The sequence below is a fragment of the Geminicoccus flavidas genome (assembly GCF_009806515.1).
Lineage (GTDB): Bacteria > Pseudomonadota > Alphaproteobacteria > Geminicoccales > Geminicoccaceae > Geminicoccus > Geminicoccus flavidus.
Map to the genome: position 1 here is coordinate 1 of NZ_WUJP01000193.1, position 12,806 is coordinate 12,806.

14 protein-coding genes are annotated in these 12,806 nt (G+C 71.6%); 4 read left to right on the plus strand and 10 right to left on the minus strand.

Going from position 1 to position 12,806, the window contains the following annotated elements; genetic code table 11:
- The first annotated feature begins 67 nt into the window (after positions 1 to 67).
- Positions 68 to 865 carry an amino acid ABC transporter ATP-binding protein gene (locus EQG76_RS05290; protein ID WP_159711254.1) on the plus strand — a complete coding sequence of 266 codons (798 nt, stop codon included), beginning with the start codon at positions 68 to 70 and terminating at the stop codon, positions 863 to 865.
- A gap of 117 nt (positions 866 to 982) precedes the next feature.
- Positions 983 to 1,576 carry a cell wall hydrolase gene (locus EQG76_RS05295; protein ID WP_200840571.1) on the plus strand — a complete coding sequence of 198 codons (594 nt, stop codon included), beginning with the start codon at positions 983 to 985 and terminating at the stop codon, positions 1,574 to 1,576.
- A gap of 4 nt (positions 1,577 to 1,580) precedes the next feature.
- On the opposite strand, the gene EQG76_RS05300 is transcribed toward EQG76_RS05295, so the two are convergent.
- From EQG76_RS05300 to EQG76_RS05345, 10 genes are all read right to left on the minus strand, one after another.
- A complete protein-coding gene (locus EQG76_RS05300; protein ID WP_159711258.1) occupies positions 1,581 to 1,976 on the minus strand; it encodes a metallopeptidase family protein in 396 nt (131 codons plus the stop codon).
- Positions 1,977 to 2,074: 98 nt separating this feature from the next.
- A complete protein-coding gene (locus EQG76_RS05305) occupies positions 2,075 to 2,551 on the minus strand; it encodes a F0F1 ATP synthase subunit B family protein (protein WP_159711260.1) in 477 nt (158 codons plus the stop codon).
- A 1-nt stretch (position 2,552) separates the two neighbouring features.
- Positions 2,553 to 3,149: a F0F1 ATP synthase subunit B family protein gene (locus EQG76_RS05310; protein WP_159711262.1), complete on the minus strand. Its 597-nt coding sequence runs from the start codon at positions 3,147 to 3,149 to the stop codon at positions 2,553 to 2,555.
- 84 nt (positions 3,150 to 3,233) lie between these two features.
- On the minus strand, positions 3,234 to 3,458 hold the full coding sequence (locus EQG76_RS05315; protein WP_159711264.1) for an ATP synthase subunit C family protein: 225 nt from the start codon (positions 3,456 to 3,458) through the stop codon (positions 3,234 to 3,236).
- 89 nt (positions 3,459 to 3,547) lie between these two features.
- Entirely contained in the window at positions 3,548 to 4,270 is a 723-nt protein-coding gene (locus EQG76_RS05320) for a F0F1 ATP synthase subunit A (RefSeq protein ID WP_200840572.1), read from the minus strand.
- Between the two features lie 22 nt (positions 4,271 to 4,292).
- The gene (locus tag EQG76_RS05325; RefSeq protein WP_159711268.1) at positions 4,293 to 4,646 is read right to left on the minus strand and encodes an AtpZ/AtpI family protein; all 354 of its coding nucleotides are present in this window, start codon (positions 4,644 to 4,646) and stop codon (positions 4,293 to 4,295) included.
- A 170-nt stretch (positions 4,647 to 4,816) separates the two neighbouring features.
- On the minus strand, positions 4,817 to 8,881 hold the full coding sequence (locus EQG76_RS05330; RefSeq protein ID WP_159711270.1) for an AAA family ATPase: 4,065 nt from the start codon (positions 8,879 to 8,881) through the stop codon (positions 4,817 to 4,819).
- A 13-nt stretch (positions 8,882 to 8,894) separates the two neighbouring features.
- Complete coding sequence (locus EQG76_RS05335; RefSeq protein ID WP_159711272.1) at positions 8,895 to 9,488, minus strand: DsbA family protein; 594 nt, start codon at positions 9,486 to 9,488, stop codon at positions 8,895 to 8,897.
- An 87-nt stretch (positions 9,489 to 9,575) separates the two neighbouring features.
- Positions 9,576 to 10,682 (minus strand): tetratricopeptide repeat protein, encoded by a 1,107-nt coding sequence (locus tag EQG76_RS05340; protein WP_159711274.1) that lies wholly within the window; start codon positions 10,680 to 10,682, stop codon positions 9,576 to 9,578.
- Positions 10,679 to 11,188 carry a DUF721 domain-containing protein gene (locus EQG76_RS05345; protein WP_159711276.1) on the minus strand — a complete coding sequence of 170 codons (510 nt, stop codon included), beginning with the start codon at positions 11,186 to 11,188 and terminating at the stop codon, positions 10,679 to 10,681. The genes EQG76_RS05340 and EQG76_RS05345 overlap by 4 nt, the downstream gene beginning before the upstream one ends.
- Positions 11,189 to 11,361: 173 nt before the next feature.
- On the opposite strand from EQG76_RS05345, the gene EQG76_RS05350 reads away from it, so the two are divergent.
- Positions 11,362 to 12,414 carry an A/G-specific adenine glycosylase gene (locus tag EQG76_RS05350; RefSeq protein WP_235031213.1) on the plus strand — a complete coding sequence of 351 codons (1,053 nt, stop codon included), beginning with the start codon at positions 11,362 to 11,364 and terminating at the stop codon, positions 12,412 to 12,414.
- Positions 12,414 to 12,806: AsmA family protein (locus EQG76_RS05355; RefSeq protein WP_159711280.1), on the plus strand; the 393-nt coding region annotated here is incomplete at its 3' end. The genes EQG76_RS05350 and EQG76_RS05355, both read left to right, overlap by 1 nt.

Sequence of the window (12,806 nt, forward strand, 5' to 3'; positions counted from 1 at the left end):
TTCACCATCTCGCAGCTCGGTGCGAAGCTCGAGCGCCGCTACGCCCATTTCCGCTACTGAGGTCATCATGGCGACAAGCAAGGCCGCACTGCTCCTGCAAGCGCGCGGGGTGACCAAGAGCTTCGGCGACCTCGAGATCCTCAAGGGCATCGACCTGGACGTCCGCCAGGGCCAGGTGGTGGCGCTGATTGGCGCGTCCGGTTCGGGCAAGACCACCTTCCTGCGCTGCATCAACCTCCTGGAGGAGTACGAGCGCGGCGAGATCCGGCTGGACGGCGAGCAGATCGGCTATCGGGTCGAGAACCGGGAGCGCCGGCGCCTGAGCGAGGCGCAGGTGTCTGCCCAGCGCGCCCGGATCGGCATGGTGTTCCAGAGCTTCAACCTGTTCCCGCACATGAGTGCGGAGCAGAACGTCATGCTGGGCCTCACCAAGGTGCGCGGCAAGCCCAAGGCCGAGGCCCAGGAGATCGCTCGGCACTGGCTGGACCGGGTGGGGCTGGCCGACCGGCGCGACCATTATCCCTACCAGCTTTCCGGCGGCCAGCAGCAGCGGGTCGCGATCGCGCGCGCGGTCGCGATGGAGCCCCGGCTGCTCCTGTTCGACGAGGTCACCTCCGCCCTCGACCCGGAACTGGTCGCCGAGGTGCTGGCGGTGATGCAGGACCTGGCGAAGAGCGGCATGACCATGCTGCTGGTCAGCCACGAGATGCTGTTCGTGCGCCAGGTCGCCGACCATGTGGTGTTCATGGATGGCGGGGTGGTGGCCCAGGCGGGCGCCCCGGCCGAGGTGTTCGAGCAGCCGGCCACTGCGCGGCTCAGGCAGTTCCTGGGCCGCTTCCACGGCATACTGACGGGTGCTGGCTGACCCGGGCTCGGCCAGAAGCCGCCGCTCGGAACTGGACAGCTTGTCGCAGGTTGTCCACCCACGCCTTGTGGAAGCGGGGGTCGGAAGATGCGGTTCGGGCAGTCGGGGTTGCTCGTGATGCTGGCGGCAGTGCTGTCGGCGCCGGTGGCGGGAGCGCAGGAGGAGCAGGCGGCGGCCGCCGAGGCCAAGGCGGTGGTGCTGGAGGAGAAGGTCGCGGACCAGCCGGCTCCGGTTCCGGCGGCACCTGAGGACAAGATCACCTCGGCCGAGGCCGAGGCGGTCGATCCGGCCGGCTCCAAGCCGCTCGACGACCCACTGACCTGCCTGGCGCGCACCATCTACTGGGAAGCCAAGGGCGAGGGCGAGGCCGGCATGACCGCGGTGGCCGCGGTGGTGATGAACCGCTTGGCCGATCCCGCCTTCCCCAAGACCGTGTGCGCCGTGGTGACCGACGGGCGGGAGAATGCCACCTGCCAGTTCTCCTGGTGGTGCGACGGCCGCCCGGATGACGTCGAGGAGCCGCAGGCCTATGCACAGGCGGTCGAGATCGCCCGCCGTGCCCTGAACCAGCAGATCGACGATCCGACCGATGGTGCGGTGAACTTCCACCTGGACACGGTGCATCCGGACTGGGCGGACGAGTTCGTTCGGACCGCGACGATCGGCGCCCACCTGTTCTATCGCGCGCCCGAGGTAACCGCCGCCGAGTGAGGCGTCAGCCGAACTCGACCCGCTCGATGTCCTCGTCGCTCCAGCCGAAATGATGCGCGATCTCGTGGATCAGGACGTTGCGCACCAGGTCGTTGAAGTCGACGTCGGTCTCGCACCACTCGGCCAGGATCGCCTGGCGGAACAGGAAGATCATGTCGGGCTGGGCACCGCTCTCGCGGGCCTCGTGCAGGCCCACCGGGATGCCGGCATAAAGGCCGGTGAGGTCGTAGGGATTGTCCAGCCCCAGGTCCTTGACCACCTCGTCCTCGGCCAGTTCCTGCACCACCACCGGGACGTCGCGCAACGGGGTGCGGAACGGCTCGGGCAGGTCCGCCAGGATCTCCTGGCCCAGCCGCACGATGTCGTCCGCCGACGGTGGATACCAGCCCCGCTCGTTCATGCCTGCAACCTCACCCCGTTGTGCTCGCCATCAAATGGAACGGGTCCCGCGGGCAAAAAAGACCCGCGGGACCCGCTGCCGGACGAGAGGCCGGTCGCTCAGGCGAGCTTCTGGCGCACGTCCTTGATAGCGGAGCTGATCAGGTCCTGCTCCTTGGCCGGATCGAGCTGCTCGGCGAGCAGGCGACGGGTGGTGCGAATCGCGAGGTCGGCGGCCTTGCCGCGGATCTCGGCGACCGCACTGGCCTCCTCCTGGGCGATCCGCTCCTCGGCGGCGCGGGTACGCCGCTCGATCGAGGCAGTCAGGTCGGCCCGGAGCTGCTTCTCGACCCGCACATTCTCCTCGGCGCCATGCTGAAGGATGCTGGCGGCCAGCCCTTCGCCGTCATGGAGCTGGCGCTGATGCCTGGCGAGCAGGGCCTGGGCTTCCTCGCGCAGGCGCTGCGCCTCGTCCAGTTCGCGCCGAATCTGATCGGCACGACGGTCGAGCGCGCCGATCAGCTGTTCCTTGACCGGCTTCCAGAGCACCAGCGCCAGGATGATGAGCGAGATCAGCAGCCAGAAATACTCGATCATCTCACGCGGCCTCCTTCGTCACCGCGGCCAGCGCCGCTTCGGCGGCCGCGCGCGGGACCTCGCGGCCGATCAGGCGCTGCGTGGCGGCCTGGGCGACCTCGACGGCCACGCTGTGCAGTTCGGCCAGTGCCGCGTCGCGCGCCGCCTGGATCCGCTGCTCCGCAGCCTCGACCTTGGCCGCCAGATCGGCGTCTAGCTCGGCCTGCCGCGCGGTGTTCTCCGCGATCAGCCGCTCGCGGGTGGCCGCAATCTGGCCGCTGGCCTTGGCCTGCGCGTCGGCCACCACCTTCTGGTAGCGCACCAGCGCCGCCTCGGCCTCCTCGCGCAGCTTGGTGGCGCGGTCGAGGTCGGCGGCGATCCGGTCCTGGCGGGATTCCAGCACCTCGCCGACCCGCGGCAGGGCCTTGGTCCTGAACAGCCAGAACAGGAGCAGGAAGCTCACCGCCAGCCAAAAGATCTGGCTGGGAAAGCTTGAGGGATCCAGCTGCGGCAGGCCGGCCGAGGTCTCGTGGACCTCATCCGCGGCCTGGGCGAACACCGGGGCCGCCAGCACCAGGGCCGGCAGGCTCGTGATCATTGAACGCAACAGACGCTGCATCGGCCCCGTTCTCCCGAAGACATCCAGAGAATGTCCGGGCGGTCGGCCTCCCCCAGGGGAGGTCCGCCGCCCGGCCACGGAAGATCAGGTGAACAGGATCAGGAAGGCGATCAGCAGCGCGAACAGCGCCACCGCCTCGACCAGCGCGAACCCGATGATCGCATAGGGGAAGACCCGCTGCTGCACCGAGGGGTTGCGGCCCACGGTCGAGATCAGGGTCGAGAAGATGTTGCCGATGCCCAGACCGACCCCGAACAGCGCGAAGGTCGCGATGCCGGCACCGATCATCTTTGCTGCTTCGACTTCCATAAAACTCACTCCAAGAAGCGGCGCGGACATGCGCCATTGTCCACCGTCACTTCACGTCCGCATGGGGGCCTGGCGAACCTACGGCCCAATCAGTGCATGTGGATCGCGTCGTGCAGGTAGATGCAGGTGAGGACCGTGAAGATGTAGGCCTGCAGGAAGGCCACCACGACCTCGAAACCGAGCAGTGCCACGGTCACCGCGAGCGGGGCAAAGCCGAACACGCCGAGCGCCGTGACGAAGCCCGCGAAGACCTTCAGCATCATGTGGCCGGCCATCATGTTGACGAACAACCGGACCGACAGGCTGATGGGGCGCACGCAGTAGGAGATGATCTCGATCGGCACGAGCAGCGGGATCATCGCCTTCGGCGCGCCGGCGGGCACGAAGAAGTGGGCGAAATGGGCGCCATGGATGGCGAAGCCCAGCGCCGTGATCAGCACGAACACCGTGATCGCCATGGCGAAGGTCACGATGATGTGGCTGGTGAAGGTGAAGGCCATGGGCACGAGGCCCAGCATGTTGCCGAACAGGATGAACATGAACAGCGTGAAGATCGCCGGGAAGTAGCGCATGCCCTCCCGGCCAGCATTGTCCTTGATCAGCCCGGCTATGAATTCGTAGGCGAGCTCGACTACCGACTGGAGCCGGCCTGGGATCAGGGCGGCATGCCGGGTGCCGAGCATGACGAGGCCGTAGGCAGCACCCACCGAGATCATCATCCACAAGGACGACTGCGTGAAGGACAGGTCCAGGCCCGCCACGTTGATCGGCACGAGCGGGTTGATGACGAATTGATGAAGCGGGTCGGCCACTGGATCGCCCTCGTCCGGTTTGTCAGCCCGGACCGCGACCCTGCCCGTCCCCCTTGCCGCCATGCGGATCGATCATGCCGATCCGCACCAGGTGGCGCCAGGCGTTGAGCATGCCGGCCGCGGTGCCGAGCAGGAACAACAGAATGGTCAGGATCGGGCGCGTGCCGAGCCAGCTGTCCAGCGCCAGACCGAGACCTACCCCCGCCACCACGCCGACGACGAGCTCGATCCCGACGGTGAGCCCGGTGCCGAAGTTGAGCTTGGGCTGGTTCCGGTCGGCTCCGTTCCCCTTGCCCACGGCTTCCCGCTGGTCCCGCGCAGCACGGATGCGCTGGTCCAGGTCGGCGAAGGCGCGGTCGTGGTCGTCGTCTGCCATCCATCCCATACCACAGGGACGCACGCGAACGGACGACGCCCGTTCGGTCCGACCCGAGGCGAGCGGCAACCTACTCGGCGGGCGACACAGGTCAAGCAGGCGTGACCGCGACAGGCTGGCTCTTTTGGACGATTCTGTGGAGGCAGGGCAGAAAATCAGGCGCCGGCCGGTCAGGCCGTCCGCCGCATCTCCAGGGCGCGGCCGAGTTCGACCGACACCAGCCGGCTGACGCCGCGCTCGATCATGGTAACGCCGTAGAGCCGGTCCATCCGGGCCATGGTCAGGGCATGGTGGGTGACGACCAGGAAGCGGGTGCCGGTCCGCGCCGCGATCTCCTGGACCAGGTCCACCAGCCGGCCGACATTGGCATCGTCCAGCGGCGCATCGACCTCGTCCAGCACGCAGAGCGGCGAGGGATGAGCTAGGAAGAAGGCGAAGATCAGGCAGAGCGCGGTCAGCGCCTTCTCGCCGCCCGACATCAGGGACAGGCTGGTGAGCCTCTTGCCGGGCGGGCTCGCTTCCAGCTCCAGGCCACCCTTCAGCGGGTCGGTCGGGTCGGTCAGGGTCAGCCGGGCGCCGCCGCCGTTGAACAGGCGGGTGAACAGCTCGGCGAAATGGCGCTCCACCACGGCGAACTGGTCGAGCAGGCGCTGGCGCGCCTCGCCATCCAGGGAGCGCACCGCCTTGAGCAGCCGGGCGGCCGCCTCCTCCAGCTCGGCCCGCTCGGCCGATAGGCGCTCGAACTCCGCGCGCGCTGCCTCGGCCTCCTCCGCTGCCAGCAGGTTGACCGCACCCATCCGGTCGCGGCTGGTGCGCAGCCGGCGGGCGCGCTCCTCGAGCTCCGGCAGCGAACCGGAGAGGGTGCCAGGCTCAGGCTCCGGCAGGGCCTGGTCGGGGAAACGCTCGGCCAGTTCCTCCTTCAGTGCCGCCAGGGCCGCCTGCGCCGCCTGGCGTGCGGTCCGGGTCTCGGCGGCCGCGAGCGCAGCCTGGCGCTCGGCCTGCTCGGCCACCGCCAGCGCCTCGCGCCGCTCGGCCAGTGCTGCCTCGGCCCTGGCCGCCGTGGTTCGCGCCGCGTCCGCCGCCTCCGCCTCTTCGGCTTCCGCCTGGACCAGCGCCCGCGCTTCCCCTTTGAGGCGGCCGGCTTCCGCCGTGGCCCGCGCGGTGCGCCCGGCCAGTTCCGTGGCCAGTTGCGCGGCGTCGGCGATGGCAGCGTCGAGGCGCGCCGCCTCTGCCTCCAGCCGGCCCAGCCGCTCCTGGCGATGGGCGGCACGTTCCGCCAGGAGCCGCAGTTCGGTGCCGGCCTCCGCCAAGCGCCGCTCGGCCTGGGCCGCCGCCTCGCGGGCACTGGCCAGCGCCTGCTCGGCATCCTTCGCCGCTGCCCGTGCATGGCTCAGCTCCGCCTCGGCCGCGGCCAGCTCCTGCTGGCAGACCGACCGGCGCGAGGCAGCGTCCGCCTGTTCCTGCCCGTGACGGGCGAGGGCCGCTTCCGCCGTCGCCCGCTCGGCAAGGATCGCGGCCCGCTGCTCCTGGAAGGCCGTCTCCGCCAGACGCATTCGGCCAGCAAGGCTGGCACTTTCCTCGCGCAGCCGGACGATGGCCGCGGCCAGCCGCTCGCCTTCCTGGCGAGCCAGGGCCTGCTCCCGCTCGGCCTGGGCGACCGCCTGGGTCAGTTCAGTCGAACGCTGCCGCAGCTGGGCCAGCTCCGCCTGCCCTTCCCGCGGGTCGACCGCAGCCGCCCGCTCGGCCTCCATCTCGGCCTCGTCCCCCTGCAGGGCGGAGGCGGCAGCCTCGATCCGCCCCAGCAACTCGTCGAGCTGGACCTGGCGGTGCTGCCAAGCCTGGTCGGCGGCAAGTGCCGTCCGGGCGGCCCGTTCGGCAGCATCCAGGTCCTGGCGCGCGCGGCCCAGCGCCTGCTCGCGGCCCGCCACCGCCTGGCGCGCGGCCTGCCGGGCCGCCTCCGCGGCCTGGTGCTCCGCCCGCAGCGCCGCAGCCACCGGCCGGTCGGCATCCAGCTGGCGGGTCAGCCGCTCCAGCCGGTCGCGCTGGGCCAGCAACAGCGCCGCCGCATCCCTGGCACCCGGCAGGCGGACATAGCCGTCCCAGCGCCACAGGCCGCCATCCGGACTTACCAGCGCCCCGCCATCCGGCAGGCAGCACTGCAGCCGCGCCGCTTCGTCCGGTGGGGCCAGCCAGACGGGGGCGAGGGCACGCGCCAGGGCGTCCGGCACACGCGCCAGATCGGCCAGCCGCGGCAGGTGGGCCAGCTCCGCCGGCGACTCGACAGGTGCGGCCCGCCCCGCCACCCAGTGGCGCGGCGCCTGCGGGTCCAGGGAGGCGGTCAGCCCCTCGCCCAATGCCGCCGCCAGGGCCGCGGCCTGTTCCTCGGCCACCGCGATCGCGGCGATCACCTCGTCGGCCCGGACCGGTGGCAGGACCTTGGCCAGCTCCTGCCGCTCCTGCTCCAGTCGTGCCAGGCCGCTGGCGGCGGCGCTGGCGGCTGCGAGCCTAGCCGCATGCTCGGCTTCGGCGGCCGTGAGCGCGTTGCGTGCCTCCGCCAGCTCCTGCTCGGCCAGAGCGAGAGCGGTCCGGGCGGCGGTCACCGCCTCGGCACTGCTATTCACTTCGGCTTCCGGGCGGGCACCGAGCTTTGCCACCCCGTCGCCGTGCTCCCGGCGCTGCCGGTCGAGCGCGGACCGGCGCTCGGCCAGGGCGGCCAGCCGGCGCTGGAGGCGGCGATGCTGCTCCTCGATCTCCCCCTGGCGCCGCTCCAGGGCGGGCAGCGCCGCCGCCACCGCCTGCCGCTCGGCCCGCAGGCCGGCCAGGGCCGCTTCCGCGGCGGCCAGCCGCTCGGCGGCAGCAGGCTGCCTAGCCTCGGCTGCCGCCAGCTCGGCAGCCAGATTCGCCGCCTGGCTGGCGAGCTTCAGGGATTCGGGATCCGTCTCGGGCGGCACCAGCCGGTCCAGCCGGGCACGCTCGGTCTCGATGGCCGCCTGCAGACCGGCATCAGCCCGGACCAGGCCCTCCAGCGTCTCGCGCAGCCGGGCGACCTTGGCCTCGGCCTCGAAGCGATGCTCGCGTGCGGTCAGCGCATCCGCTTCCAGCCGGGTGCGGTGATGGCTGGCCGCCGCGGCGGCAGCTTCCAGCTCCGGCTGCTCGGCGGTGCGCTGCGCCGACTGCGCCGCTGCCGCCTCGGCCTCCGCGGCCAGGGACCGCCGTTCCTCGGCCAGCGCCTCGATACGCTGCTCCGCCTGCGCGCGCTCGGCCAGGGCGGCATCGCGGCGCGCCGCCAGCTCCGCGGCCTCGACAGCCGCCCGGTCCGCCTCGCTCCTGCGCGCCGCCACCCGCTCAATCAGCGCCGCATGGCGCGGCACCAGCCGGGCCAGGGCATCACGCGCCGTGCCGGCCGCGGTTTCGGCGGTCTGCAGCCGCGTGATTTCCGCCTGCCGCGCCTGCTCGGCCTGGTCGGCCAGCCGGTCCGCGTCCCGGGCAGCGGTGGCCGCGGCCTGAAAACGCTGGCGGGCATCCAGCAAGCGGGCGGCGGCAAGCTCGGCTTCGGCCTCGCGCAGTTCCTTGGCCACCTTCCGGTAGCGCTCGGCCTGGGCCGCCTGGCGGGAGAGCTGCTCCATCCGGGTTTGCAGCGCGCCGATCAAGTCGGCGATCCGGGCGAGGTTGCCCTCGGTCTGCAGGAGCTTGCTCTCTGCCTCGCGCTTGCGGCTCTGCAGCCCGCCCACCCCGGCCGCTTCCTCAAGGAAACGCCGCCGGTCCTCGGGCTTGGCCTCGGTGACCGCCTGGACCTGGCCCTGCGCCACGATGGCCGTGCCGCGCGCACCGGCACCGGCGTCCTGGAACAGGCGCTGCACGTCACGCGCCCGAACCTCGCGGCCGGCGATGCGGAAGGTCGAGCCGCTGCCGCGGGTGATGGTGCGGCGCACCTCGGCCTGGCCGTCCGTGGCGTGGCGCGAGTAGTCGGTGAGGTCGCCCTCCACCACGACCATGACGTCGGCGAGCTCGCGCGCGGGCCGGCTGCCGGTCCCGGCGAAGATCACGTCGTCCATGTCGTCGCCGCGCACGCCGCGCGCCGAGGCCTCGCCGCTCACCCAGCGGAGCGCGTCGACGATGTTCGACTTGCCGCAGCCGTTCGGCCCGACGATGCCGGTCAGCCCCGGTTCCAGCGTCAGCTCGACCCGGTCGGCGAACGACTTGAAGCCGTGGATGACGATCCGGGTGAGGCGCAACGCCCGCCCCTCGTCAGTTCACCAGGGGATCCAGGATCTCGGAGAAGCCGTCGACGCCGAGATTGCCGGCATGGAGCTGGTCGTTGATCAGGAAGCTCGGGGTGGACTGGATCGAGTGCTGCTGCTCGCCCTCCAGCCGCATCTGCAGGATCGAATCGCCGAGTTCCTTGTCAGCGAGGCAGGCGTCGATCCGCTGGTCGCTCAAGCCCCCGAGCTTGGCGAGCTGGCGCAGTGCTGCGGAGGGGTCATCGGCCACCGCCCAGCGATCCTGGTTCTGGAAGAAGGCCGACAGGAACAAAGGCCCGCGCTCCTGGCCAGCGCAATGCGCCAGGATCGAGGCCTCCAGCGCCGTCTGGTCCAGCGGGAAGTCGCGGAAGACCAGCCGCACCTTGCCGGTGTCGATATACTTCTTCTTCAGCTCGGGCAGGGTCTCGTTGTGGAAGGACGCGCAGTGCGGGCAGGTGAGCGAGGCGTACTCGACCATGGTGACCGGTGCGTCGGGCGAGCCGATGACGAATTCCTGAGCCGTCTCGGCCAACGCCGGCCCCGTCCCCACGAGGCAACAGGCGGCGACAGCGGCAAGGAGCAGCGAGCGACGATCCGACATGACTTCTCCTAGCTTGGGGCGATGGGCCTGACCTGCGCGCGGGCACCGGCCATTCCATAACCGGCGCGCGAGCACAAGACGAGCGGTTCACGTGCTGGGCGGCGCTTCCGGCTGAAGCTGTTGCGCCCATTGGTCGGCAGCGACCTGCGCCTGCTCGCGCTGGGTGGGGCTCAGCACGTTGGTCAGGCGGTCGAGTCGCTCGGGCGCCTTGGGATGGCCGTTGCGCGCCGCCAGGAGGTACCAGCGATAGGCGGAGACCGCGTCGCGGGCACCCAGCCGGCCCCGGTCATGCAGGTCAGCCAGCTTGTACATGGACTTCTCGTCGCCGACGGCGGCGGCGCGCTCGTACCAGACGGCCGCCTGCGCCGGCTCAGTGGGCCAGGCGGAAGTGTCGGAATAAAGGTCGCCCAGGCGGGCATAAGCGCGGCTGTCGCCCAGGCGGGCGGCCCGCTCGAACAGCTCCACGGCGCGGACCTTGTCCACGGTCACCCCGTCGCCGTCGGCATAACGCTTGGCGATGTTGAACAGGGACTGGGCATCGTCGTTCTGCCCGGCCAGCTCGTAATAGCGCAGCGCCTGCTCGACATCGACGGCCACGCCCGCCTCGCCCCGCTCGAACATCCGGGCGAGCTTGACATAGCTGCTGACCCGGCCGGCCTGGGCCGACTGGGTGTACCAGTAGACCGCGAAGTCGCCGTTCTGTGGCACGCCGCGGCCCTCGCGGTAGAGGTCGCCCATCCATTCCTGGGCCTGGGCATCCCCTTCATCGGCACGCGGCTCGATCAGCTTGTGCGCCTGGTCGTAGTAGCGCGCCGCCTCTACCAGGTTCCGCGGCACCCCGCCCTCGCCCAGATAGAGCAGGTTGGCCAGGCGCAGCTGCGCGTCGATCAGGTTCTGCGTGGAGGCTTGGCGATAGAGGTCGAGGGCGCGCTGGCGGTCGCCGGGCGTCGCTTCCGGCCCGTCCTCCAGCACCCTGGCATATTCGTAGAGCACCAGCGGGTCGCCCGAGCTGGCGAGCGCGGCATAGACGGCTAGCGCCTGGTCGCGCTCGCCGTCGTCGGCCAGGGCGCGTGCGCGCGCCAGCTCCGCCGCCGGCACCGAAGGGGCGGCCGTGGCGGCGACCCGGGGGGCGGGCTGGCCAGCACAGGCCGCAAGGGCCACCAGCGCCAGCAGCGCCAGCACAGCCCGACTCATCTTCCCGTCTCCTTGGCCCCGGTTCCGGTTCCAATGGCTCCTGTCCGTTCGGCGACCGCGATGGCACAGCCCAGCCGCAGCAGTGCCGCCGCCAGCTCCGGGTCGGCGATCTCGGCGGTGGCCCCGCTCAGCCGGGCGACTTCGGCGTCATCGGGTCGGGCGGGACGGCGGCGACGCGGCGGCGGCGGGCGAAGCGGGGGTGCCTGCACGATCCGCAGGCGCGCCACGGCCGGATAACCGTAATGGGCGTTGACACGCTCCACCACCTGCCGCTCGGAGAACTGGAGGTCGAGTGCCGCCGAGGCGGCCGCGTGCAGCACGAGCGTGCCGCCGCTCTGCCGGCCCGGCGCGAAGCTCACCCGCACCGGCTGGCAGCGCGCCGCCAGCCGCTCGCCCACCACCAGCGGCCAGTCGCGGATGAGCGTGGTCGCCGCCAGGCCGCGCCGGCGCGCAGCCGGGGCGATCACCGCCTCGACGAACTCCCCCAGCCTGTGGCTCCGGGTCACCTGCACCGCCGCTCCGCTCGACATTTCGGGCACGACGCCCAATTTCGCTCCGGCGAGCATATCGTCCTGGCCCGCCGGGATGGAGCATGCCACAGCGACGGCTACCGAAAAAAGCACAAGAGCAATACCGCTTGGATCGAGCCTCTCCAGCCCTGGCCCCACCCCTGGCTCCCGTGGCCGACCTGCTCGCCTGGTACGACCGGACGCGCCGCCGCCTGCCCTGGCGCGCCCTGCCGGGCGAGCGGGCCGATCCCTGGGCGGTGCTGGTCAGCGAGATCATGCTGCAGCAGACCACGGTCGCGACGGTGAAGGGCCGCTTTGCCGAGTTCCTCCACCGCTTCCCGACGGCGGCGGCCCTGGCTGCGGCAGAGATGGACGAGGTGCTCCATGCCTGGCAGGGCCTGGGCTACTACCGCCGGGCGCGCGCGCTGAAGGCCTGCGCGGAAGCGATGGTGGCCCGCCATGGCGGGCGGGTGCCGGACGAGCTGGAGGCCCTGCTGGGGCTGCCGGGGCTGGGTCCTTATACGGCCAGGGCAGTGGCCGCGATCGCGTTCGAGCGGCCGGTCGTGCCGGTGGACGCCAATGTCGCGCGGGTGGTCGGCCGGCTAATAGCGCTGGAGCTGCCGCCGGTCAGGGCCGCCCGGCGCCTGCAGGAAGCGGCCGACACGCTGGCCCTGGCCGAGCGTCCGGGCGACGTCGCCCAGGCGCTCATGGAGCTGGGTGCGCTGGTGTGTCTGCCGCGGGCACCGGGCTGCCTGGTCTGCCCCTGGCGCGGTGCCTGTGCCGCCCATGCCTCGGGCGAGCCCGAGCGGTTTCCGGGCCGTGCGGATGCGAAGCCCCGCCAGGAGCGCCACGCCGTGGGCTTTCTCCTGGAGCGGCCGGACGGCGCCATCCTGTTCCGCCGCCGCCCGGACCAGGGGCTGCTGGCAGGCATGATGGAGCTGCCCTCCACCGACTGGCTGCCGGAGCCGCCCGACAGCGCCGAGATCCGGGCGGCAGCACCGGTGGGTGGGGAATGGCAGATGCTGCCCGGCACGGTGCGCCACCTGTTCACCCACCTGGACCTGTCGGTGCGGCTCCTGCGTGGTAGGATCGAGGACGCGCCGCCCGAGGGTGTCTGGGCGGCGCCGTCGAATCTGGCCGGGCTGGCCCTGCCGACACTCACCGTGAAGCTGCTCCGCCATGGCGGCGCCTGGGTCGGCAAGGGCGGGAAGGGAGTGCGTTGATGCGCATCGTCACCATCATCGTGGCCATCCTCGCCGTGCTGGTCGTGGCGGTGCTGGCGGCGCCCTTCCTGGTGCCGCGTGACTGGCTGGTCGCGAAGGTGTCGGACGCGATCAGGGACGCGACCGGCCGCCCCTTCGCGATCGAGGGTGATATGTCCCTGGCGCTGATCCCCACGCCGCGCCTGGTGGCCGAGCGGATCCGGCTGGGCGAGGGCGACACGCCGCTGCTCCAGGTCGGCAAGCTTGAGGCGGTGGTGGCGGCCATGCCGCTGCTGCAGGGCCGGGTCGACGTGCAGCGCTTCATCCTCGCCGCCCCCGTGGTCCATCTGCGCGTCGACGAGAATGGCGTCGGCAACTGGCAGACCCATGCCGGCACCCCGCAGGCGGGCGGC

Excerpts from the sequence above, each read along its gene's own strand:
- EQG76_RS05290 (WP_159711254.1), top strand. The coding sequence starts at position 68 with ATGGCGACAAGCAAGGCCGCACTGCTCCTGCAAGCGCGCGGGGTGACC.
- EQG76_RS05295 (WP_200840571.1), top strand. The coding sequence starts at position 983 with ATGCTGGCGGCAGTGCTGTCGGCGCCGGTGGCGGGAGCGCAGGAGGAG.
- EQG76_RS05300 (WP_159711258.1), bottom strand. The coding sequence starts at position 1,976 with ATGAACGAGCGGGGCTGGTATCCACCGTCGGCGGACGACATCGTGCGG.
- EQG76_RS05305 (WP_159711260.1), bottom strand. The coding sequence starts at position 2,551 with ATGATCGAGTATTTCTGGCTGCTGATCTCGCTCATCATCCTGGCGCTG.
- EQG76_RS05310 (WP_159711262.1), bottom strand. The coding sequence starts at position 3,149 with ATGCAGCGTCTGTTGCGTTCAATGATCACGAGCCTGCCGGCCCTGGTG.
- EQG76_RS05315 (WP_159711264.1), bottom strand. The coding sequence starts at position 3,458 with ATGGAAGTCGAAGCAGCAAAGATGATCGGTGCCGGCATCGCGACCTTC.
- EQG76_RS05325 (WP_159711268.1), bottom strand. The coding sequence starts at position 4,646 with ATGGCAGACGACGACCACGACCGCGCCTTCGCCGACCTGGACCAGCGC.
- EQG76_RS05335 (WP_159711272.1), bottom strand. The coding sequence starts at position 9,488 with ATGTCGGATCGTCGCTCGCTGCTCCTTGCCGCTGTCGCCGCCTGTTGC.
- EQG76_RS05340 (WP_159711274.1), bottom strand. The coding sequence starts at position 10,682 with ATGAGTCGGGCTGTGCTGGCGCTGCTGGCGCTGGTGGCCCTTGCGGCC.